The sequence below is a fragment of the Chryseobacterium sp. YIM B08800 genome (genome assembly GCF_026163565.1).
Classification (GTDB): domain Bacteria; phylum Bacteroidota; class Bacteroidia; order Flavobacteriales; family Weeksellaceae; genus Chryseobacterium.
Genome location: NZ_JAPDKN010000004.1, coordinates 144,085 through 166,203 on the forward strand (window position 1 = coordinate 144,085; position 22,119 = coordinate 166,203).

The window sequence follows — 22,119 nt, forward strand, 5'->3', positions numbered from 1 at the left end:
AATTTTTTATATGTTTATTTAAATACAAAATTCACAAATATTATTCGCAAATCCACAAAATAATTGTTGTGTAACTTGAAAGAATATTCGTATGATTTGTATTTTTAAATTGAATTTAAATTTCAGAGTAACGCACTTTATTTCTAAATGTGAATAGATAGAAAAACATAGAGAACAATACAATTCCGATTGCCAGAATCATCCATTCCTGCATTTCAAAAGCTTCTGCAAAGCTTTCTTTTTTGGTATAAAATATTAAGATTGCAGAGCAAAGATTATTAAAACCATGCAAAAGCATTGGCAAAAGCAAAGATTTTGTTTTATAATAAACCAATCCAAGAACAGTTCCCAACAAAATTGCACCAGCAAACTGCCACGGATTTCCGTGTATTAAACCAAAAAGAACACTTGCTAAAAGTATTGCTTTCCAGGGCTTCACTCCATTATTAATCATTCCTTTCTGGATGATTCCGCGGAAAATAATTTCTTCAAAAATGGGCGCCATAATCACAGCGGTAATAACCATCACCACAGGATCATCGGTAAGACCCGCCATCAGATTTTCAAAAAATTCATAAAAATCTCCGAAAAAAGGTCCGGTAGTCGGTATTTGTGAAGTGATAAATTCACCGACAAACATCATTCCGAGCATCATCGGGAAGATCAGGAGATAGGTAGAAAAATTAGTAGGCGAAAAATTGAAATTTAATTTTTTTCCTGTCTTTTGGCGTACTATCAAAAAATCGAAAGCCCAAATAACCAGACAAAAAACAACAGCATTGGCAAACATCATAAACCAGGGCTTTTGCATAAAATCTAATTTAAAAATAAATTTCCCTGCAAGTCCTGCGAAACCAACCAAGAGACTACCAAAAATATACCCTGCAAATAGGATGAGACCTCCAAACCAGTCAAAAATATATTTCGGATATTTTGAGTTTTCCATGTACTGATGATTTTTTTAAGAGAAACAAAGATAATTGAAATTATATGAAATGAAAACCGCTATAAAACTTCCGACACTCATAAAGGATGACAAATCTTATCTTTTTTTTAACCTTTGAGACTGAATATGAAAAATAATATCACTGTATCTTTGCAGCTTAATTTTTTTCGTCACATGGACAGTTCAATAAATCCACCCAAAAACATCAATCTTAAACTTATTTCTTATGTATCTTTTACGTTTGTAGGATATTTTATTATCGGCTTATCACTTTCGGTTTTGCCTATTTTCATCAGCAAAAGTTTAGGATACAGCCTTTTAATTGCAGGAATGGTAATCAGTTTGCAATATATTTCCACTTTTTTTCTGAGAGCATATTCCGGAAAAATCATTGATGGAAAAGGTCCGAAACCAGCCGTTTTATTCAGCATGATTGGTTTTTCATTAACCGGAATTTTTCTTATTCTTGCTTATTATTTTAAATTTTCACCGATACTAAGCCTTTCATTTTTGCTTATTACCCGACTTTTAACTGGTTGTGCCGAAGGTATGGTTGGTGCAAGCCCTATCAACTGGGCGATTATGGATTTAGGCGAAAAACATACTGCAAAAATAATTTCCTACAACGGTGTTGCCTGTTACGGAGCTTTGGCAATCGGAGCTTCTTTGGGGATTGTAATCGAACATAAATTTAGTCTGTATGGTATTGGAATTCTTTCTATTATCTTAGGAATCATCGGATTTTTATTTGCAAAAACTAAAGAAAACAAAACCAACCTTAACCCACAAGAAAACCAATCTTTCTGGAAAGTTCTTGGGAAAGTTGCTCCTTTTGGAGTTTGTCTGGCTTTAGGTGGAATCGGTTTCGCAAGTATTTCTACATTTATTACGCTATACTACAATTATTTCCACTGGAATAATGGGGCATTATGCTTAAGTATTTTCGGGGGATTGTTTGTTGCCGGAAGATTGGTTTTTAGTAACGTCATCAATAATTATGGCGGAATAAAAGTTGCTATTGCCTGTCTTTTAGTAGAAACTATCGGGCTTTTAATTATTGCTTTTGCAACCAACGCTCAAATGGCTTTGGTTGGAGCCGGTGTTACAGGATTAGGATTTTCTTTAATATTTCCGGCTTTAGGCGTGATGGCAATCAAAAGTGTTTCACCATCAAGTCAGGGTTCTGCTTTGGCTGGTTACGGACTTTTCATTGATATTTCTTTAGGTGTTGCAGGCCCAATTATCGGGAGTGTTGCCGATTTTTTTGGAATGCAGTTTATTTTCCCGTTCAGTGCGGCAATGGTTTTCATCGGATTAGGACTGGCTTATTTTCTGAAGAAAAAATCAAACTTAAAGAAACTGAATGAGGCTTAAGCTTATATAAATTTAAATATAATCGTAAGGTTTTCTCTGTCCAATTTTCCGTTAATTAAATACAAAGGTTTAATAGTCAAAAAAAAAGGCTGCAATTTTTTTGCAGCCTTTTCTATTCTTAACGAAGACTTATTATTGTCCCATCATTTCTCTGATTCGTTCTTGCATCAATTCCTGATCTGAAAGCGCGTCCCATCCGAAAGCAGCAATCATCCCAATATTTAAAACAAGATAAAGTGCACTAAGTATCAAACCAATAATACAAAGAATTCTTCCTGTATTAAGGTTATTGTAATCTGAGTACAATGTAGGATTACTTTGATACAATGCATTATCTTTTTTGTAAAGTACAAGTCCGATAATTCCGGCAATTAGTCCCAAAACACCGTAACAACAGCATCCGACGATAGAAACAATTCCTAAAACAAGTACCGCCGTCGCGTTAGGTAATTTTTGTTGATTCATAATTTGTTTTTTTAATTTAGTTTAAATGAATAATAAAATGTTTATAAAAATAAGAAAAAACCATGATTAGTGAATTAATTATTGCTAAAAAAATCAAAATCTGTCCATAATTTCTTTTTTTGTCAAAAAAATTGATGCCCACAAAGCAGAAAAACAACAATAAGGTATATACTGCCGGAAACATTTGAAAAGCCTCAGAAAACTTCCCTTCAAAAACCATCAAAATTGCCCTCTGAGTTCCGCATCCGAAACATTCGATTCCCAAAAACTTTTTGCTCGGGCAAGGAAGCATAAAATCTTCTATATGCATTGCAGTCTTTTAAATTCGCTCTTAAAATTAAGAAGAAATTTTTGCTCTAAGGTACTGATGAGGAAAAAAAGTTTCTTCTTTCATTTCAAAAGACCCATGAACCGCCAAATAAGGATTTCGTAAAATCTCTCTTGCAACAAATATCAAATCGGCTTCACCATTTTGAAGAATCTCTTCTGCCTGTTCAGGTTTTGTAATCAAACCTACTGCTCCGGTTTTCACATTTGCCTGATTTTTCACAGCCGAACAAAATGGAACCTGATATCCTTCAAAAACAGAAATTTTTGCGCCATGAATATTACCGCCACTCGAAACATCTACCAAATCTACGTTGTGGTCTTTTAAAATTTTTGCCAATTCTACACTTTCGTCAATATCCCAACCATTCTCAGCATATTCCGTTCCCGAGATTCTTACAAAAAGAGCTACATTTTCGTTGAGCTCTTCGTTAACAGCATCTACAATTTCCAATAAAAACCTGATTCTGTTTTCAAAACTTCCACCATACTCATCTGTTCTCACATTAGAAAGCGGTGATAAAAACTGATGAATAAGATAACCATGCGCTCCGTGAATTTCAACAACATCAAAACCAGCTTTGACCGCTCTTTTCGCTGCATTTTTAAAATTTTGAACCTGTTCTTTTATTTCTTCTAAACTCAAAACATGCGGAATTCTTTCTGTCGGATGATACGGAATCGCACTCGGTGCAATTGTTTCCCAGCCTTCTTCCAAAGAAATTTGTTTATTTTCCCAGGTAGAACCTTTTCTTCCGGCGTGAGCAATCTGAATTCCTATTTTGCTTTCTGAATTTTTATGAACGAATTCTACAATTTTTTGAAGTGCATTTGCTTGCTCGTCATTCCAGATTCCCATGCAGTGATTGGTAATTCTGCCTTTTGGCTCTACACCGCTTGCTTCAACGATGAGAAGTCCGGTTCCACCTTGAGCACGACTTCCGTAATGCACAAAATGAAAATCATTGGCAACCCCATTTTCTGAGGAATACATACACATTGGCGACATTACCCAGCGGTTTTTAAGCTCTACATTTCTGAATTTTATTGGAGAATATAACATTGAATTATTTTTTTAAAGAATTAAAAATACAAAATTCATCATGATTATAACGTATTGCCCACGTCACTAAAAAGGTTTACTTTTATGCCCCTTTTTTACAAAGACAAAAAATGAAAAAAGATATAAAAATAGATTACGAACATTTCAAAGGCAGGAACGAACTTTCAGAAGTAGAAAACGACCTTTTTGAAAAAGCAATTCAGGCAAGGGAAAACGCTTATGCACCTTACTCTAACTTTTTTGTAGGTTGTGCTGTTTTGTTGGAAAATGGTGAAATTTTCTCAGGAAACAATCAGGAAAACGCAGCTTTTCCTTCTGGGCTTTGTGCAGAACGAACTGCTCTTTTTTGGATTGGAGCTAATTTCCCAAATCAAAAAATTAAAAAGATCTTTATCGTGGGCGGACCAAAAGAATTTTCAGAGAAAAACCCGCCGATTCCGCCATGTGGAGCTTGCCGACAAAGTATTATAGAATACGAAACAAAGCAAAACGAAAATATCGAACTTTATTTTTCTAACTTAAATGATGAGGTTATAAAAGTAAGTTCTATAAAAGATTTGCTTCCGTTTTATTTTGATGGAACATTTTTGTAGAAACTTCCCACGGATTACACAGATTAGCACAGATGATTGAAAATATAATTTTTTTGTCTCTTTTGCCGTGAAAATCTTTTAATTTAAATCAATTATAAGGGTTTTACTTTAACTTTAATAAAATTTAATCTTCTTTTCAAAAAAACTATATTTGCAAAAAATTTTGGTTTCCAAGAGATTGGAACTAAGAGGGAATTGGGTGAAACTCCCAAGCTGTCCCCGCAACTGTAAATCGCACAATCAATTTCTACAAAAAAACCACTGCCAAAACGGGAAGGTGTAGCAAAGCGAAAGTCAGGAGACCTGCCGGAATTTTAATATTAATAATAGAATTGCTTTCGGAGGAAAGGCAGATATGACATGATTTTAAAAAGAGCATTAACCTTACTTTCTGTGTCTTCTTGTCTGACAATTTATTACAGTCAGGAAAAAAATATTGACACCGTATTTGTATTCGATAATCAGATGAAAAAAGTAAAACTTTTTCATTCTTTAACGACATTATCTCCTGCAGATATTCAAAAAAATTCTTCGAATCTTTCTGAGGTTTTACGATTTCAGTCACCTGTTTATATTAAAGAAAATGGTCGTGGAGCTGTTTCTTCACCATCATTTCGCGGAACAACGGCTCAACAGACTGCTTTTGTCTGGAATGGAATCAATATTAATTCTCCGTTTTTAGGACAGGGTGATATTAATAATATTGCAGTTTTCGGATATGACCAGATGGAAATAAAATCCGGCGGCGGAAGTGTCATCTATGGAAGCGGTGCGATTGGAGGAAGTATTCATTTAAATAATGATTTAAGTTTTAACCAAGGCTTTAAAGGAGTATTCAATTCTGAAGTTGCTTCTTTCGGAACTTATAATAATTTTTTGAAAGCAGCGTATAGTAACGATAAATTCAGCTTTAAAGCTTCAGGAAATTATCTAATCAGCCAAAATGATTATGAAGTTCCTGAAAAAAAGTACATCAATAGAAACGGAAAGTTTTACAATACAACTTTCAATATAGGCACAGCATATAAAATTGCAAAAAACCAGACGATTTCTTGGCAAAGTCAGTTTTATGATGCGACTCAGAACTATAGAATCCTTGAAGAGAACGGAAATAAAACCAGCTATCAAGCACAGACTTTTAGAAGCTTGGTTTCTTGGGACATCGACAAATCTAAAGTTTCAAACAGCTTAAAAGTTGCCTACACAGAAGATAATTTCAAATATTTCGGAGTTTATGATGCTCCTTTTACAAGTGGGGGAGTTAGTAAGAACTACATTTTTAAAAATGATTTCAATTACTTCATTATTCCTAAACTGAATTTTAATGTCATCGGAGAGTTTCAACAAAATCAGGGAGAAGGTTTAGGAACTTCAGAGCTAAGAGACGTTAGTAGAAATGTGGGTTCAGTTGCAGGTTTATTAAGATATTTTGCAACACCGAATCTTCGTTTTGAAGGTGGAATTAAGCAGAATTTTATAGAAGACATCAGTTCTCCTCTTCTCTACTCTTTCTCTGGAAAATGGAAAGCTAATAATTGGTATCAGATTAATTTAAATTTGTCGAAAAACTTCAGATTTCCTTCATTTAATGACTTGTATTGGGAACCTGGAGGAAATATTAATTTAAAATCAGAAACTTCAATTCAGGCAGATCTGAATCAGGAATTTAGCCTGAGTGGATTTAAATTAAGCATTACTCCTTATTATATTAAAATTGACAATATGATTCGCTGGATTCCGACAGCTTTTGGATATTGGGCAGCTTGTAATACCGAAAAAGTAGAATCTTATGGTCTGGAATCTCAGCTTAGTTATCAAAAAAGTTTCAATGAAAATCATTCTGTAAAGCTAATTGCTGGATATGCTTACACAAAATCCGTAGATTTGGAAAACCAAAAACAGCTGATGTATGTTCCGCTGCATAAGTTTACTTCAAATGTAGATTATCAGTATAAATTTTTGAATTTGTTTGCACAGGGAATGTTTAACGGATTAACCTATACTACTTCTGATGAGAGCAAAAAATATGCGATCTACCCATATTTTGTAATGAATGCGGGAGTTTCTGCCACAATTTTAAAAAAATATACTTTAGGAGTAAAAGTGAACAACATTACAAATACCGTCTATGAAACAGTGGAATACTATCCTTTACCTAAAAGAAATTACAATATTAACGCAACAATAAATTTTTAAATCAATAATATTATGAAATTAAACAGACTATTACAGTTTATTTTTGGATTCGTCCTTTTATTTTCGATTTCGTGTACATCGGATTACGAAGAAGTTATCCCGGAAATAACTTATCAAAACGGACTCTTCATTACCAATGAAGGTAAATTCCAGACTCCGAATGCAGAGGTTACTTTTATTACAAAAGATTTAAGCTTAATGCAAAATGACATCTACAAAGCAAAAAATAATAACGAAAATTTAGGAGACGTTCTTCAAACAATGGTTATCAACGGAGATAAAGCTTATCTTTTGCTTAATAATTCTAATAAAATTACAGTTGTAGATCGTTATACATTTAAAAAAGCAGGAGAAATTACATCTCAGCTAAATAACCCTCGTTACATGGCGATTGCAAACGGAAATCTTTATGTTTCAAACGATCAATATGGAGGAGCAAAATTTGTAAATGTTTATAAATTATCTGACAACTCTTTTGTAAAGAAAATTGACTTTGCATCAACAAGCACTGTTGAAAACGTTGTGGAAGCAGGAGGAACTATCTTCGTACAAAACGCTTCTTACGGATTCGGAACTACGATTACAAAAATTAATCCATCAACCAACACGATCGATGGAGCAGCTATCCCGGTTCCAAACGGAAATATTACCAAAACAATTTCGTCAAACGGAAATGTTTACGTAATTGCAGCAACAGCAACAGATTCTTATATCTACCAAATTTCATCTGCAGGAGCTATAACAAAAACGACTACCCTTAACGGTATTGGAAACGGTAGAAATTTACAGGTTGATGGTGGAAGATATTATTTCAGCTCTTTAAACAAAGTTTATTCTATGGATATGAACTCTACTACAGTTCCTAGTCCACTTTTCACTACTTCTGAAACTGATCCCAACTTTGCGGTTTACGGATTTAGCGTTATTGACGGAAGAATCTTTGTTTCTGATGTAAAAAAATTCACTGCAGCTAGCGAAATTACAGTTTACACCACTGCAGGAACACCGATTACTAAATTCACAGCAGGAATAGGTGCTACTTCAGTTTATAAAAACTACTAATCTCTGTTTTTTTAAATAAAAAATGCGGTTTCTTTTGAGACCGCATTTTTTTGCTTCCTGATTTTATCTTCTTGCTTTAAAATAAGCTTTAAAAAACTCACAACCACTGGTCAAATTTTCATACTGAACGGAGTAGTTATTTTTAAGATCCTGATAATATTTATTTTGTTCAAATCTTCTGTCTTCGTAGTATTCAGCTTGAGAAGAATAATTTGTTGTATTTTCTCCAATAAAATCATAATTATAATTTTCGCACCTTCCCTGCATTCTTAAGCACAAAGCTTTAAATTTATCGGTTTGAGCGTTTTCTAAAGCTTTTCCGTAATAGAACTTTGCAAGACTTGCCGTATTAAATTCCTGATTATCTTCGCGAATAGAATAATTTCCGGCCGAGCTAACAGAATATCGCCTCATCATCCATGCATTGCCATATTGCGACATATTATAATAACAATTTGCTACTAAGAAATAATAGTAATCTCTGTCTTTTTCTTTAGGATTATTAGCCTTATTAAGATATTCTATAAGCTTTTTGGTAATCGAAATTTTATTGATTCTGAAATGCTCTTTTTCAGGAATAAAATCGGGAGTATATTTTAAATGATAAAAAGGATTTTGATCAAAAATTTTACCTGATGAATAATAGCTGTCTTTGCCATCTCTTTCCCAAAGTGAATATTTCGCTTCAAAATAACTTTCACCTAATTTATTAAAAGTATTCAATGCAAAACTCAATTTATTTTGTCTGATGTATTTCGTTCCTAATAAATCGTATAAAGCTTTAATTTCTGATGAACTAAGCAAATGAAAACTTCTGTAAAATGAATCCGGATTTTTATTTAAACTTTCAATTTGATTAATAAAGCTCTGCAATTGTTCAGGTGAATAAACTGCATCTAAATAATCAAAATAATTATCATAATAGGTACCGTAGGTTTGATGAGAGTTTTTTAAAGATTTATAATAAACAAAATTATAATCAATATTTTCAGTAGAAGGATTGTTTAAAGAAGCATATAAAAGTGCAGCATCGTTACTATTTCCTAAATATTCAAGCTCTCTGCCTAAAGCAAAAATAAAATGTCTGTTGTGTTTATTTTTAATGATAATTTCTTTTGCAGTGTCTGGAATTTTAGCATTCCCATAGGTTTGATTAGTGAAAAGATTCAAAGCTTTTATGATTTCTACATTGTTTCTCAAAGGATTTTCAGAAGACAAAACTTTTTCCAATTCTGCAATCTGTTTTAAACTTTCTGCATAGTTTTTTGTCATCAATAAAAGCTCGGCTCTTGCATATTTCCAGAAATTTGGGTTTTCAACTTTTGATAAATCAACTGAATCTATAAAATTCAAAACCTGTTTTGCATATTGTCTGTCAATGTCTGATCGTTCTAAAATTTTAAGAGCATTTTCGTTTTCAGAATTAGTTCCCCAATAATCATCATTCGTAGAAAAAAGAGAATAATAAGGTGTGAAAACCCAATCTTCAAGCTTTCCTAATTCACGATAAAGCAAAAAACTCAATCCATCAAACTTTGGATTTTCAGCATACATCTGCTTAATATTTTCCAAATTTTTATCCGGATTATAAAGTCCGTAAAGTAATAAAACATCGGCTTTTTCTTTTCCGGTTTTAGCCAAATTTAAAACATCAGCTTCTGGAACTTTTGATGAAAAATATTGCCATGAAACAAATCGCTTTTCAGGACTTGCTGCGAAAACTTTCGCAAAATATAGATTTTTTAAAGCAGAGTTTTTCTCGGAAATCGCTTTAAAATACAATGCCCAAACATCAATCACATCATTAGTCTTATTTAGAGAAAAATATTGACTATAAATTTCCTCAATGCTTTTCATGTCTTTATTATAAAAAGCCAGACGAAGCGCCAAAAAAGCATATCTTTTTCTTAATTCTACTTTTCTGCTTTTTGAAGCCAAAACAGTTGCCTTATTTAATAAATCATTTCTTTTTGCAGTCGCAGTATTTTCATTTCTTTCCCAAGGATCATCTTGCCAAGTATTGAAATACTCACAGTTTTTTGCAAACTTCAAATAATTTATCGTTTCAACATCTTTTTTAGAATACAAATAACGAAGAAAAGGATTGGCAGAATTTTCCTGAATATCCGAAAAACTATAGCTTTCTAAAACGGAAGAAATATCTGTAATAAGAACTTTATTATCACAATATTTTTTCCACAATTTTTCGTTATCCTGATTGGAAATTACAGCTTCAGAATTTTGCTCAAAGCTTAAAACCGAATAATAAAACGGAGAATAAGACTGATAAGAGAAGTTATTAGGATTCAAAAAATAAAATCGTACATCTTCTCCGTAAGGATAAAAACCACACGCAGAAAAAGCACTACTTAGTAAAATTGCTGTAAAAATGACTAATTTCTTCATCGGTGTAATTGTTAAGTTGATTTTCGTCTAGGTGAAAAAGCGTTACGGTAATTTCTTTATCAAACTTGATATTTTTCTTGATGATTGCAATGGCTTTACTGATTTTATCTGCCGTTATTTCCTCGTACTTTATCTTGTCGCCCACTCTCAGATAGGTTTCGTAATTAATCACTGTATCTTTCTGTACTTCATACCAAAGTGGTTTTATCTCTTTTAGATGAGGTTTAATATCTTTTACATCATACAAAACATTGGTAAACTGATTATTTTGATACAGTTGCATCCATGAATAAACCGGAAGCGCAACATCCAGATGCAATGGATATTTTTTTTCTGTATTGAGGTAACTTTCTAATTCTTTCAAATCAAGAATTGAGTTTTTTGATTGATCCGCTAACGGATTAATGAGATTATAACACATTAAAGTCACTTTATCAACGGGTGGAACTCCCATTTTATCGGGATATTTATAAGGATATAATCTTAAAGTAGCTGAAATTTCCTTTTGAGAAATCGGCTTTAATTTCTTTAGAAAATAAAAATACTTATCCTTTGTAGAAGCAGTCCAATCACAATCAATCTGTAATTCAGAGGTTTTCAAAGAGTCTAATCTTTCGTTTATATATTTATTAATTAAAAAATTAATATTATCTACCAGTTTATCTAAATCTTTCTCATTACTTTTCTGAAAAACTATATTTTTTATATAAACCGTAGGAATCACCTCATAAGAAGGTGTTTTTTTCTCATCACAATAAGAATATAAGGAAAAACTCGTTTTGGAAATCGGATAATTTCCCATTGCGTCACTGTAATCGACCTCGAAAAATTTCACATACAATTTCTTGATATCCTGATTCACCAGCATATCTTTTTCTTTAGAACTTGCAACATAATCATTGGATTTCCAATAATAGAAAGCGTTTTCTACTTTTTCTACTTTTTTATTATTGCAGGAAAAAATAAGAAAAAGAAGGGGCAGAAATAAGAAGATTTTTTTCACCAATAAAATTTTAAATATTAAACAGTTTTAAGTAGGAACATTACACAAATGTAATAACAAAAATCGTTCAAATTTTAAGATTTCATTAACAAATAAACAAAGTTTAGTTTTTGATGATTTTTCGTAAAATTAAAATTTCGATAACTCCAATAAACCACCAAACAGGAAACCTAAGATAAGTATAAAGAAGTGTAAAATTATCGATAAAAGGCTGATCTTTAATCATATTTTGAATTTCAAAATCCATTGAAAAAAACGGAATTATAAATCCAAAAAATAAAAGCGCCATCAGAAATAAAATTCTATTGCGCTTTTTAATTATATTATATTTCCAAACTCCAAAATTGAAGATGAAAATAATTGCTAGAATGGTGTAATCAAATGTTCCAAAAAACATTTAAGCCAGTGTTAATCCCAGTTTTTCAGCTTCAGCAATGACAAAACTTTTCGCTTCTTCATGATCGTTTCCAATTTCACCTTCCAAAATTGCTTCTTTTACTTTTTCCTTTAAAATTCCTATTTCACGGCCGGGCTTTAGATTAAACATCTCCATAATTTCTTCCCCAGAAATAGGCGGTTGAAAATTTCTCACCTGATCTTTTTCCTCAACTTCTTTTATTTTGACAGCAACATATTGAAAATTCTTTTTAAACTTTTCCTGTTTTTTAGAATTCTTGGTCGTGATATCTGCTTTACAAAGCGTGAATAAATCTTCCATATCTTCTCGTGCATCAAACAAAAGTCTTCTCAATGCAGAATCTGAAGCATCATCGGTAATTAATGCAATCGGTCTTGATGAAAGTTTTACCATCTTCTGAACGTATTTCATATCAGCATTCAACGGTAATTTCAGTTTTTGAAATAATGTTTTCACCATTTTTGAACCTAAAAATTCATGCCCATGAAAAGTCCAGCCTGTTCCTTCAACGAATTTTTTTGTCGGTGCTTTCCCAATGTCATGAAGCAAAGCAGCCCAACGAAGCCACAGATTATCGGTGTTTTCAGAAATATTATCAACCACTTCCAAAGTATGGTAAAAATTATCTTTGTGAGTTTGTCCTTCTACTTCTTCTACGCCTTTCAAATCAATCAACTCAGGGATAATTAATTTCATTAAACCTGTTTCTTCCATTAATTTTAAACCAACAGAAGGTTTCTGTGAAAGCATGATTTTGTTGAACTCCACCATGATTCTTTCCATAGAAACAATCTTGATTCTTTCTGCTTCTTGCTTAATGGCGTTTAAAGAATTTTCTTCAATCGTAAAACTTAAAGTTGATGCAAATCGAACTGCTCTCATCATTCGCAAAGGATCATCAGAATACGTTTGAGCAGGCTCTAAAGGAGTTCTCAGAATTCCCTTTTCAAGATCACCAATTCCATCAAAAGGATCGATTAACTCTCCAAAATTATCTTTATTCAAAGAAATCGCCATTGCATTGATGGTAAAATCTCTTCTTTTCTGGTCATCTTCAATCGTTCCACCTTCTACTTCAGGTTTGCGGCTATTTTCGGTGTAGCTTTCTTTTCTTGCGCCTACAAATTCCAATTCAAGATCTTTGTATCTAATCATCGCTGTTCCGTAAGTTTTAAAAACAGAGACCTTCATTTTAGGATCAATTTCTTTCCCTACATTTTGGGCAAGCTCAATTCCGCTTTGTTCGGTCACAAAATCAATATCCGTTGATGCTTTTCTTTTCATCAGCAAATCCCGAACATAACCGCCAACAATATAAACCGACTGATTGTTTGCTGCTGCCACTTCAGAAATAATTTTGAAAAGTTTTAAATTTTGATTTTGATTGAGGTTGATAAACATTTTTTTTAAGATGTTAGATTTTAGATGTCAGATATTAGACTTACAATTATTTTAAAATTGTTAATCTTTATCTAATGTAAAACCACTAAGAGATCAGATTTTAAGCTAATAATTTCCCGACTTCTTAATGGTTAAATGATTTTGCAAAGATAATTAAAATCTTTTCTTTTATTCGCGAAGAACTTTTATTCTGCTGTCACTCCAGATTTTTATCACAGAAGAACCTGAATATTTTGAAACCACGTCTCTGTTTTCTTCCACTGCAAAATCTACTAAATCGATAATTTCGGGAGAAATATCAGAGAATTTCAACGGACTTTTATCTCCACTAAAGTTAGCCGAAGTTGAAACTAATGGTTTATTTAATTTCGTAATGAGTTTTTTACAAAAATCATTTTTTACCAGACGAATTCCTACGCTTCCGTCTTCTGCAAGAAGTTCTTTTGGTAAGCCTCTTGGGTTTTCGTAAACGATAGTTACAGGTTTTTCACTCAAATCGATAATTTCCCACGCCATTTCTGGTACGTCGACCAAATCCTGCAATCTTTTTTCAGATTCCACCAAAATAATCATGGATTTGTTTTTTTCGCGCTTTTTAATATCGAAAATTTTGTTGATGGCGTCTATATTTGTTGCGTCACAGCCAATTCCCCAGATGGTGTCTGTTGGGTATAAAATTGTTCCGCCGGATTTTAAAATTTGTATGATGTTTTCCATTGTATTTGTCATTGCGAGGAGCGAAGCAACGAAGCAATCTCAAAAAGGATTCATAATATCCTTAATGTCTTCGGTCAAATCTCTCCATTTGGGATTAATTGAGTTTATTAAATCTATTTTTTTCTGTCTTGAGCCTGCCTTAATTTGTTTTTCTCTAAAAATCGCGTCGCCGATTTCTTGAAAAGATTCCCAATAGACAAGTTTACATACATTATATTTTGATGTAAAGCTTAATTCAAACAACTTTTCTTTATGTTGCTGAATTCTTTTTGGAAGATTAGATGTCACACCAATATAAAGAACTGTATTGTTTTCATTGGTCATAATGTAAATAAATCCGGCTTTCATCTGTTTAGTTTTTAAATTATGAGATTGCTTTGTCGCTTCGCGCCTCGCAATGACAATAAAATTAAAAATTTTTACAATTTCGGCAAATATCTTTCCTCGATTACATTCAAATGATGAATATTATGTCCGATAATCAATTTCCCAATAGTTTCTGCAGAGATTTGATTACCATTGGCAGTTCCTATATTATTTAAGGCTAAAGAATTCATTGTTTCCAATAAAATCTGAGAAGATTGTCTCACCAACTGATACTCCTCTAACAAAGAATCTAAGCTTCTTTCATTCGCAAAAGAGTTTTGGGCATATAATTCTTCATCGAATCCGGGTAAATTCTTTTCTTCACCTCTTGCAATAGCCAGAGTTCTGTATTGAAAAACTCTTTCCGTATCTGATAAATGAAGAAGTACTTCTTTCAGTGTCCATTTTCCTTCTGCATAAGCAAACTTTGATTGTTCTTCAGTTAAATACGAAAACAAAGAAACGGTTTTCTCACCCACAGATTTCAGTTCCTCCAACCAGTTTTCAGATGGAATTAAATCTAAATATCGTTGAATATATTTTTGAAAATCAGTCATTTTAATATGAGTAATAAGTAATTGGTAATGAGTAATAATATAAGTGATAAATGTTAAATGATTAATGATAATTTTGATTTTACAAATATCATTTATGATTTATCAATAATCATTTATAAATCTTTATTTGTCCATTCATAGAAATTTACTTCATCGTAAATTTCAAATCCGCAACTTGGGTACAATTGATTTCCGACGTCGTTTGATTTTCCGGTTTCAAGTAAAATTCCGGAAGCGTCGGTAGATATTGCTAATTGTTTAGCGTCTTCAATTAATTTTTTAGAAAAGCCTTTTCCTCTGTAATTTTCATTCACAAAAAGGTCATTCAACAACCAATAACGCCTCATTCTTGTGGATGAAAATAGTGGATACAACTGAACGAAACCTGTCAATTTCCCTTCATTTTCAGCAACAAATATTTCAGAATCTTTATTTTCTATTCTTTCTTTCAGAAACTGTTTTGCTGCAGGAATATCAGAATCTTTGTGATAAAAAATTCTATACTGATCGAATAGTTTTGATAATTGTTCTAAATCCTGAATGGTAGCTTTTCTGGTCATACTTCTTGATATTAAAAACTTTGTCAAAGATTTTAAACTTTGACAAAGTGAATCGTATTTATTTTAGATTAAGAAAACGCTTTTTCTAAATCTGCGATAAGATCTTCTTCATCTTCAATTCCAACGCTTAAACGAACTAAATCATCAGTAATTCCTAATTCAGCACGCTTTTCTGCAGGAATGGAAGCGTGAGTCATCAAAGCAGGGTGATTTGCCAAAGACTCTACTCCACCCAAAGATTCTGCCAAAGTGAAAACTTTCACTTTCTCTAAAAATTTAATCGCATCTTCTTTTTTCCCTGATTTGAAAGTGAAAGAAACCATTCCTCCGAAATCTTTCATCTGAGCTTTTGCCAATTCATATTGTGGATGAGATTCTAATCCAGGATAAATTACTTCGGCAACAGCAGGATGAGATTCAAGATATTTTGCAATTGCCATTCCGTTTTCAGAATGCCTTTGAACTCTTAAAGCTAAGGTTTTAATTCCTCTTAACACTAAATAAGAATCGTGAGGCCCTAAAATTCCGCCACTTGCAAACTGGATGAAATGAAGTTTCTCTCCTAATTCAGCATCTTTAGCAATTAAAGCTCCCGCAATAACATCAGAGTGACCTCCTAAATATTTCGTCGCAGAGTGCATCACAATATCAGCTCCCAAATCGATTGGTCTTTGTAAATATGGTGTTGCAAATGTATTATCAACTGCAACCAAAATGTCTTTTCCTTTTGCAATTTCTACAACCGCTTTGATATCCACTAATTTCATCAATGGATTGGTTGGTGTTTCCACCCAAATCAACTTAGTTTTATCTGTGATGACATCAGCAATTTTTGAAGCATCATCAAAATTCACGAAGGTAAATTTCAACTGATATTTTTCGAAAAGTCTGGTGAACATTCTGTAAGTTCCACCGTATAAATCGTCTACAGCAACAACCTCATCACCGGGATTTAATAATTTTAAGACACAGTCGATTGCCGCCAAACCAGAACCGAAAGCCAAACCTCTCGCTCCGTTTTCTATGCTTGCCAAAGAGTCTTCTAAAGCCTGTCTTGTAGGGTTTGCTGCTCTTGAATATTCGTATCCTGAATGTACTCCCGGTGATTTTTGTGCGAAAGTAGATGTTAAAAAAACCGGAACATTTACAGAACCAGTTGCAGATTCGTGGTGTTGTCCGCCGTGTATAACTTTTGTATTGAAATTCATTTCTAAGTATTTTTTGAAAGAAACTTCAAAGTTAGTAAATATACCTTACCAAGGCAAAGATAAAGCGGAAAGGCAATTGCCTTTCCGCTTTAAATTATTCTAAAAATTGTTATTTTTTAATAATCTTATAAGAATTCCCTTCTTCTTTTGTTCCGACATTCACTATATAAACACCAGGAATTAAATGGGAAACATTAATTTTTCCTTCTCCAGATACGGTTTCTCTTATTACAACTTTACCATTCATATCAATTATGGCTACATTTGTTTTCTCTTTCAAATTAGAAATGTTAAGAACATCTTTAACAGGGTTCGGATAAACATTCGAAGAGGTTTTAAGCTCATTTTCATCTACAGATAGAGAAGAAGGTGTTACGGTAAAATTGGTTACTGAAAAATTTAAATTATTAGGCGATGCCCAAATTCCTACTGCAATATAGACAGTTTGATTGGCTCCTAAATTACTTGTCGTTAAAGTCGCTGTACCTGCTTGTGCATTATATTTCCATGCGACACAACCGTCAATAGAAGTTCCGTTGCAACTTGTAAACATTGCAACTCCTTGATATGGAGTATGAGTTTGAATTGTAATAGAAATTGATTCACCAGCAACACTTCCCGATGTGTAAGAAAAGAGATAATCTCCGCCAGTAGAAGTAAATACACTTCCATAATATTGTCCTCCACTTGTTGTAAGACATTGGCTGCTAAAGCTGGTTACCCAAGATTCCGGAGCTGTACCGGTTCCGGCTGTTGTAATGTTAGCTTCAGTAAATCCATTTGTGATAGGACGAGCATTTGCACAGCTTCCAAATTGAGCCTTCATGAATCCTGAGCACAAAAAAGCCATAATTGTTAAAAAGTAAAGTTTTTTCATTTTTTAAAAATTTAAGTTAGACTTAAAATTAATAAAAAAATATTGATAACCAAACAATTATCCTTTTTAGCAATTATGGCTTATTAGAACTAAATGTCAATATTTACATTTTTATTGCCGATTTTATTGCAAATTCTTCTGCAATCTGCTCAATCCATTCTGCAACATCATCTTCGCCAGTTGCTCTCTGATAGGTATTTCCCATAGAAACAAAAATCTGGTGCATAAACATTTTCATTTGGTCAACCGGCATTTCTTTGGTCCAAAGATCTATCCTTAAAGCTTCTGATGCTTTTTCGTCCCAAACGGAGATCATTACGGCTTTTGTTTCTTCTTTTTCTACGCCTCCATCCTGAGCATTCCAAGTCATTTTTTCCGGAATGTGGTTTTCATCCAACTCTACATCTATCGTTATTTGGGTCTTTCTCATTTTTTCTATTTTTCTAATATGTTTTAATTAGTTGTTAGTTATTGGTAATTAGTTGTTAGTTGATGAAAATGAAATTTTGTAATAAAACTAACAACTAATAACCAATAACTATATCTACTCTTCTAATTTTGGTTTATATCCTGCCTTATTAAAAACTTCCGTGGCATCCATTTTAAGGAAATCAACCAGTTTTGTTTCAGGGTTTTTCTTTAAATATTCTTTACAAATCTGCCATCCGATGTAGACTCCAACCATTGGCGAAGATTCATTGTCAATTTCAGTATAAAATTTTGAAAACGGTCCCGGATTGATAAAACGGTCTACCAAACGGTGATCGTCTCCAAAGATCAAATTATTTTCAACAAAATAATTATAGATATTCGCTTCATTGGCTACAGACCAATCGTATTGTTTTTTATCGTAATCCATTTTTAGATAATCCGGAGTTTCGGGTAAAAAAGCATCCTGAAGCAACATTATTTTTCCGTTATAGACCAAAAGGTCAATAAATTTTTGATGATCAGGTGAAAAAGGAACAACCTGTTCTGCAAATATTCTTGAAACTTTAGGAACAATGTTATTCGGATTCATTGATTTTTGAAAATAACCTTCCAATCCTTTATAGTTAGGATTATTATTTCCCATAAAACCGCTTACATCAATAAACAGAAAATTGGTTTTATCATCAAAAAATATAGGATCCTGAATCATCTGTAATGTTGATGAAAACAGATAAACTTTCGGTGTTTTAAACTCTGGAAAATAATATTTGATGTGTGAAAACAAATCCTGAAGATCTTTCTGAAGCTTTGCCTGATCAATTTTTGAAATTGCTTCCTTATAAATTTTCACTTCATCAGGATTCACTCTGTTTTTAGCAAAATCTGCATCAGAAACCGTTCCCTGAAACCAAGGAAATTTAGCTTTAAACTGATCCAAAGGAATGTTTACATCGTAAAATTCTTTTGAAATATCAGTAACCTCTACCTTTTCGGCAGGATTTTTTATTTCTACTTTCCAATCAGTTTCCTGCTCTTTTTTACAAGAGTTTAAACTTAAAACTAAAAGGCATGAAAGTGCTGCAATTCTAAAAATCTTCATTATTTTTACATGAAATTTAAGTTTACAAAAATAATGAATTAAACACAATTTAATGATGAAATGCAAAATAATTACTTTCCTTTTTATGATTGCAGCAATTCCTTTTTTTAGTTCTCAAAATCTTGTTTTTAAGGATAAGAATTTAGAAAAAGTAGTTGTAGAAAGTTTTGATTTAAATAAAGATGGTTTCATTAATAAATTGGAAGCAGAAAAAGTAGAAAATCTTTTCGTAGCGGGAAAAGGCGTTACAATGACAGATGATTTGGCATATTTTAAAAATATAAAAATGATTGTGCTTGATGATAATTTGATTTCACATATTTCTCTTAAAAACTTAAATCAGCTTGGTCTTTTTTCTTGTACACACTGTAAAATATCGACCTTTACAGCAGAAAATCTTGATGCTTTAACCTCTCTTTATCTTGACAATAATCAAATTACCAATATTTCGCTGAAATCTACATCAAGAATTGACCAATTAACTATATCTTTAAATAAATTAAAGGCTATTGATGTAAGTGGTCTTAAAAATTTAAGGAAATTAAATATTGAACATAACCAAATTCAGCATCTTGATATCTCTAAAAATCTGACCTTACAAACTTTGAATGTTATAGGAAATCCTCTGAAAGAAACAGACATCAAAAAAAGCACAAAAAATGTAACAATTTTCGGATTTGAAAAAAATTAAAACATGCAACTAGAAACCAAAAGACTGATTTTAAGAAAATTGGAAGAAGCAGATTATGAACGTCTGTTTCTCCTCGATTCTAATGCGGAAGTCATGAAATATATTGGAATGCCTACTCTTTCTAAAGTAGAAGAATCGAAAGAAGTGGTGAAAATGATCATGCAGCAATATGAAGATAATGGCGTGGGAAGACTTGCCGTAATCGAAAAGGAAAGCGAACTTCTTATCGGCTGGAGCGGACTAAAACTAAACACTTCCGAAGTAAACGGACATAAAAATTTCTATGAGCTCGGTTACCGTTTTTTACCTGAAATATGGGGAAAAGGGTATGCTACAGAATCTGGAAAAGCATCTTTGGAGTATGGTTTTAATGATTTAAAAGCTGAAATCATTTATGCATACGCTCATTGTGAAAATCTGGCTTCCAATCACATTTTAACAAAACTCGGGTTTGAAAAAACCGATGAATTTACCGAACCGGACGGAATTTGTTTTTGGTACGAACTTAAAAAAGAAAATTTTAAACAATAAAAATATACAATGCAGACACAAAAAGTAATCAATCATATCGTACAATGGCTGAAAGATTATGCCGAAAAATCAGGAGTTAAAGGTTATGTAATCGGAGTTTCGGGCGGCGTAGATTCTGGAGTTGTTTCTACTTTAGCAGCAATGACAGGTTTGAAAACTTTGTTGATAGAAATGCCGATCCGTCAAAAAGAAGATCAGGTAAACCGCGCTTGGGAACACATGAATGATCTTAAATCTAAATTCCAGAATGTTGAAGCAATGTCAGTGAATCTTACTCCGGCTTTTGAGGAATTGTACAAAACTTTTGATGTACATGATGATGAGTTTCCGAACGAAAAACTGGCTTTTGCAAACACAAGATCACGTTTGAGAATGCTTACTCTTTATTATTATGGACAAATCAATGGTCTTTTAGTTTGTGGAACAGGAAATAAAGTAGAAGATTTTGGAATTGGTTTTTACACCAAGTATGGTGACGGAGGCGTTGATGTCTCTCCTATTGCAGATCTTTATAAAACCGAAGTTTATGAATTGGCAAAAGCTTTAGATCTTGTAAAAAATATTCAGGAAGCAATCCCTACAGACGGACTTTGGGATGCGGAAAGAACCGACGAAATGCAAATTGGAGCAACCTATCCTGAGCTTGAAAAAATTCAGAAAGAATGGGGAACGAAAACCGAAGCCGATTACAGGGGAAGAGATTTAGAAGTTTTTAAAATTTTCAGCAGAATGAATAAAGCTGCTCAACATAAAATCAACCCAATTCCTGTTTGTGATATTAATGAGGAATGGAGAAGCTAATTAATGTAACAATCTATCAATGTAACAGTTTACCAATTAATTGTTACATTGATACACTGATAAACTGGTAAATTGAATGATATGAATCCTAAAATCCGTTCGCTTTTCTTTGCCTGTCTCGGACTTCTTTTTGGAATGTCTGTGATGTTTGTTTATAATAATTTTATTGCTGAGAAAAAAAAATCTCCTGAGAATATTTCAAAAACATTCAGTGGTACTGAAAATCTTGAAAACTTACAAAATGCAAGTGAAATCACCCTACTTACCGAATCAAAATCAATTATTGATTATGTAAAAAGAAATCATAAACTTCCCAAGTATTACATCACAAAAAGTGAAGCCAAAAAACTGGGCTGGAATCCGTCACACGCAAATCTTTGTGAAGTTTTATCAGGAAAAGCCATTGGCGGAGATTACTTTGGAAACCGTGAAGGTAAACTTCCGAAAGGTGAAAAATATTTTGAAGCCGATGTAAATTACATCTGTGGAAACAGAAACAGTCAGCGAATTATTTTTACTGAAAACGGTGAAGTTTATTTAACTAAAGATCATTATAAAAGTTTTGAGAAGAAATAATTCGTCATTGTAATCACAGAAAACCCATACCTTTGCAAAGTAAAATTTGAATAAACTATGAGCACAATATACATCGACTTTACAGAAATCGGAGATTACGAAGATTTTTATACTCAGCTTAAAGAAAAGATAAAACTTCCTGAACATTTCGGAGATAATCTGGATGCGCTTTCAGATGTAATTTCTGGTGAATTGGAAATGCCGCTTCACTTAGAATTTGTTAATTTGAGCGTTGACCAACTTGAACTGTTTGAAGACCTTTTGATCACTTTGGAAGATACAGAAGATGAAGTTGAAGATTTCACTTTCACTTATTTTCTTGAACAATATGAAGATGAGGACGAGGAAATTGATGAGCAATAAAATTTAAAAAAAATAAGATTTCGGCGATGCGAAGCATCGCCGAAATCCATTTAAATAAAGAGTCGGGCGCAGCAAAGCTGCGCCCGA

At 32.7% G+C, this 22,119-nt stretch carries 25 protein-coding genes and 1 riboswitch; of the genes, 9 read left to right on the forward strand and 16 right to left on the reverse strand.

Features of this window, described 5'->3' with window-relative positions:
* Window positions 1–115: 115 nt before the first annotated feature.
* Complete coding sequence (locus OEW74_RS02520) at window positions 116–946, reverse strand: CPBP family intramembrane glutamic endopeptidase (RefSeq protein WP_265426992.1); 831 nt, start codon at window positions 944–946, stop codon at window positions 116–118.
* A 126-nt stretch (window positions 947–1,072) separates the two neighbouring features.
* On the opposite strand from OEW74_RS02520, the gene OEW74_RS02525 reads away from it, so the two are divergent.
* Window positions 1,073–2,320, forward strand: a complete 1,248-nt coding sequence (locus tag OEW74_RS02525; RefSeq protein ID WP_265426993.1) for an MFS transporter — start codon at window positions 1,073–1,075, stop codon at window positions 2,318–2,320.
* Window positions 2,321–2,452: 132 nt separating this feature from the next.
* Here OEW74_RS02525 and OEW74_RS02530 read toward each other — a convergent pair whose 3' ends face one another.
* The 3 genes from OEW74_RS02530 to namA are packed head-to-tail and all read right to left on the reverse strand — an operon-like array spanning window position 2,453 to window position 4,175.
* Window positions 2,453–2,785, reverse strand: a complete 333-nt coding sequence (locus OEW74_RS02530; protein WP_265426994.1) for a CCC motif membrane protein — start codon at window positions 2,783–2,785, stop codon at window positions 2,453–2,455.
* Between the two features lie 16 nt (window positions 2,786–2,801).
* A complete protein-coding gene (locus tag OEW74_RS02535) occupies window positions 2,802–3,095 on the reverse strand; it encodes a DUF2752 domain-containing protein (RefSeq protein WP_265426995.1) in 294 nt (97 codons plus the stop codon).
* Window positions 3,096–3,122: 27 nt separating this feature from the next.
* Entirely contained in the window at window positions 3,123–4,175 is a 1,053-nt protein-coding gene (namA, locus tag OEW74_RS02540) for an NADPH dehydrogenase NamA (RefSeq protein ID WP_265426996.1), read from the reverse strand.
* A 110-nt stretch (window positions 4,176–4,285) separates the two neighbouring features.
* On the opposite strand from namA, the gene cdd reads away from it, so the two are divergent.
* The 3 genes from cdd to OEW74_RS02555 all read left to right on the forward strand — a co-directional run bounded on the left by cdd (window position 4,286) and on the right by OEW74_RS02555 (window position 8,026).
* Window positions 4,286–4,768: a cytidine deaminase gene (gene cdd / locus OEW74_RS02545; protein ID WP_265426997.1), complete on the forward strand. Its 483-nt coding sequence runs from the start codon at window positions 4,286–4,288 to the stop codon at window positions 4,766–4,768.
* A gap of 147 nt (window positions 4,769–4,915) precedes the next feature.
* Window positions 4,916–5,094, forward strand: a riboswitch (cobalamin riboswitch).
* Window positions 5,095–5,128: 34 nt separating this feature from the next.
* Complete coding sequence (locus OEW74_RS02550) at window positions 5,129–6,964, forward strand: TonB-dependent receptor plug domain-containing protein (RefSeq protein ID WP_265426998.1); 1,836 nt, start codon at window positions 5,129–5,131, stop codon at window positions 6,962–6,964.
* Window positions 6,965–6,976: 12 nt separating this feature from the next.
* The gene (locus tag OEW74_RS02555) at window positions 6,977–8,026 is read left to right on the forward strand and encodes a YncE family protein (RefSeq protein WP_265426999.1); all 1,050 of its coding nucleotides are present in this window, start codon (window positions 6,977–6,979) and stop codon (window positions 8,024–8,026) included.
* Between the two features lie 63 nt (window positions 8,027–8,089).
* On the opposite strand, the gene OEW74_RS02560 is transcribed toward OEW74_RS02555, so the two are convergent.
* From OEW74_RS02560 to OEW74_RS02615, 12 genes are all read right to left on the reverse strand, one after another.
* On the reverse strand, window positions 8,090–10,432 hold the full coding sequence (locus OEW74_RS02560) for a hypothetical protein (RefSeq protein WP_265427000.1): 2,343 nt from the start codon (window positions 10,430–10,432) through the stop codon (window positions 8,090–8,092).
* A complete protein-coding gene (locus tag OEW74_RS02565) occupies window positions 10,392–11,435 on the reverse strand; it encodes a hypothetical protein (protein ID WP_265427001.1) in 1,044 nt (347 codons plus the stop codon). The genes OEW74_RS02560 and OEW74_RS02565 overlap by 41 nt, the downstream gene beginning before the upstream one ends.
* A 103-nt stretch (window positions 11,436–11,538) precedes the next feature.
* The gene (locus tag OEW74_RS02570) at window positions 11,539–11,832 is read right to left on the reverse strand and encodes a hypothetical protein (protein WP_265427002.1); all 294 of its coding nucleotides are present in this window, start codon (window positions 11,830–11,832) and stop codon (window positions 11,539–11,541) included.
* Window positions 11,833–13,254: a CCA tRNA nucleotidyltransferase gene (locus tag OEW74_RS02575; protein WP_265427003.1), complete on the reverse strand. Its 1,422-nt coding sequence runs from the start codon at window positions 13,252–13,254 to the stop codon at window positions 11,833–11,835.
* A gap of 168 nt (window positions 13,255–13,422) precedes the next feature.
* Entirely contained in the window at window positions 13,423–13,971 is a 549-nt protein-coding gene (locus OEW74_RS02580) for an L-threonylcarbamoyladenylate synthase (RefSeq protein WP_265427004.1), read from the reverse strand.
* A 39-nt stretch (window positions 13,972–14,010) separates the two neighbouring features.
* Window positions 14,011–14,319 (reverse strand): GIY-YIG nuclease family protein, encoded by a 309-nt coding sequence (locus OEW74_RS02585; protein WP_265427005.1) that lies wholly within the window; start codon window positions 14,317–14,319, stop codon window positions 14,011–14,013.
* Window positions 14,320–14,390: 71 nt separating this feature from the next.
* Window positions 14,391–14,894 carry a DinB family protein gene (locus OEW74_RS02590; protein ID WP_265427006.1) on the reverse strand — a complete coding sequence of 168 codons (504 nt, stop codon included), beginning with the start codon at window positions 14,892–14,894 and terminating at the stop codon, window positions 14,391–14,393.
* 113 nt (window positions 14,895–15,007) lie between these two features.
* Window positions 15,008–15,454, reverse strand: coding sequence for a GNAT family N-acetyltransferase (locus OEW74_RS02595; protein ID WP_265427007.1), 447 nt, complete (start codon window positions 15,452–15,454; stop codon window positions 15,008–15,010).
* A gap of 68 nt (window positions 15,455–15,522) precedes the next feature.
* Window positions 15,523–16,662 (reverse strand): cystathionine gamma-synthase, encoded by a 1,140-nt coding sequence (locus OEW74_RS02600; protein ID WP_265427008.1) that lies wholly within the window; start codon window positions 16,660–16,662, stop codon window positions 15,523–15,525.
* Between the two features lie 109 nt (window positions 16,663–16,771).
* Window positions 16,772–17,539, reverse strand: coding sequence for a T9SS type A sorting domain-containing protein (locus OEW74_RS02605; RefSeq protein WP_265427009.1), 768 nt, complete (start codon window positions 17,537–17,539; stop codon window positions 16,772–16,774).
* A gap of 103 nt (window positions 17,540–17,642) precedes the next feature.
* Window positions 17,643–17,969, reverse strand: a complete 327-nt coding sequence (gldC, locus tag OEW74_RS02610; RefSeq protein WP_265427010.1) for a gliding motility protein GldC — start codon at window positions 17,967–17,969, stop codon at window positions 17,643–17,645.
* 114 nt (window positions 17,970–18,083) lie between these two features.
* The gene (locus tag OEW74_RS02615) at window positions 18,084–19,070 is read right to left on the reverse strand and encodes a gliding motility protein GldB (RefSeq protein WP_265427011.1); all 987 of its coding nucleotides are present in this window, start codon (window positions 19,068–19,070) and stop codon (window positions 18,084–18,086) included.
* Window positions 19,071–19,125: 55 nt separating this feature from the next.
* Here OEW74_RS02615 and OEW74_RS02620 point away from each other — a divergent pair, with 55 nt between their 5' ends.
* The 5 genes from OEW74_RS02620 to OEW74_RS02640 all read left to right on the forward strand — a co-directional run bounded on the left by OEW74_RS02620 (window position 19,126) and on the right by OEW74_RS02640 (window position 22,032).
* Window positions 19,126–19,761, forward strand: coding sequence for a leucine-rich repeat domain-containing protein (locus tag OEW74_RS02620; RefSeq protein WP_265427012.1), 636 nt, complete (start codon window positions 19,126–19,128; stop codon window positions 19,759–19,761).
* 3 nt (window positions 19,762–19,764) lie between these two features.
* A complete protein-coding gene (locus OEW74_RS02625) occupies window positions 19,765–20,292 on the forward strand; it encodes a GNAT family N-acetyltransferase (protein WP_265427013.1) in 528 nt (175 codons plus the stop codon).
* A 9-nt stretch (window positions 20,293–20,301) separates the two neighbouring features.
* Window positions 20,302–21,093: an NAD(+) synthase gene (gene nadE / locus OEW74_RS02630; RefSeq protein ID WP_265427014.1), complete on the forward strand. Its 792-nt coding sequence runs from the start codon at window positions 20,302–20,304 to the stop codon at window positions 21,091–21,093.
* 81 nt (window positions 21,094–21,174) lie between these two features.
* Window positions 21,175–21,669: a ribonuclease domain-containing protein gene (locus OEW74_RS02635; protein WP_265427015.1), complete on the forward strand. Its 495-nt coding sequence runs from the start codon at window positions 21,175–21,177 to the stop codon at window positions 21,667–21,669.
* Window positions 21,670–21,726: 57 nt separating this feature from the next.
* Complete coding sequence (locus tag OEW74_RS02640) at window positions 21,727–22,032, forward strand: barstar family protein (protein ID WP_265427016.1); 306 nt, start codon at window positions 21,727–21,729, stop codon at window positions 22,030–22,032.
* Window positions 22,033–22,119 lie beyond the last annotated feature (87 nt).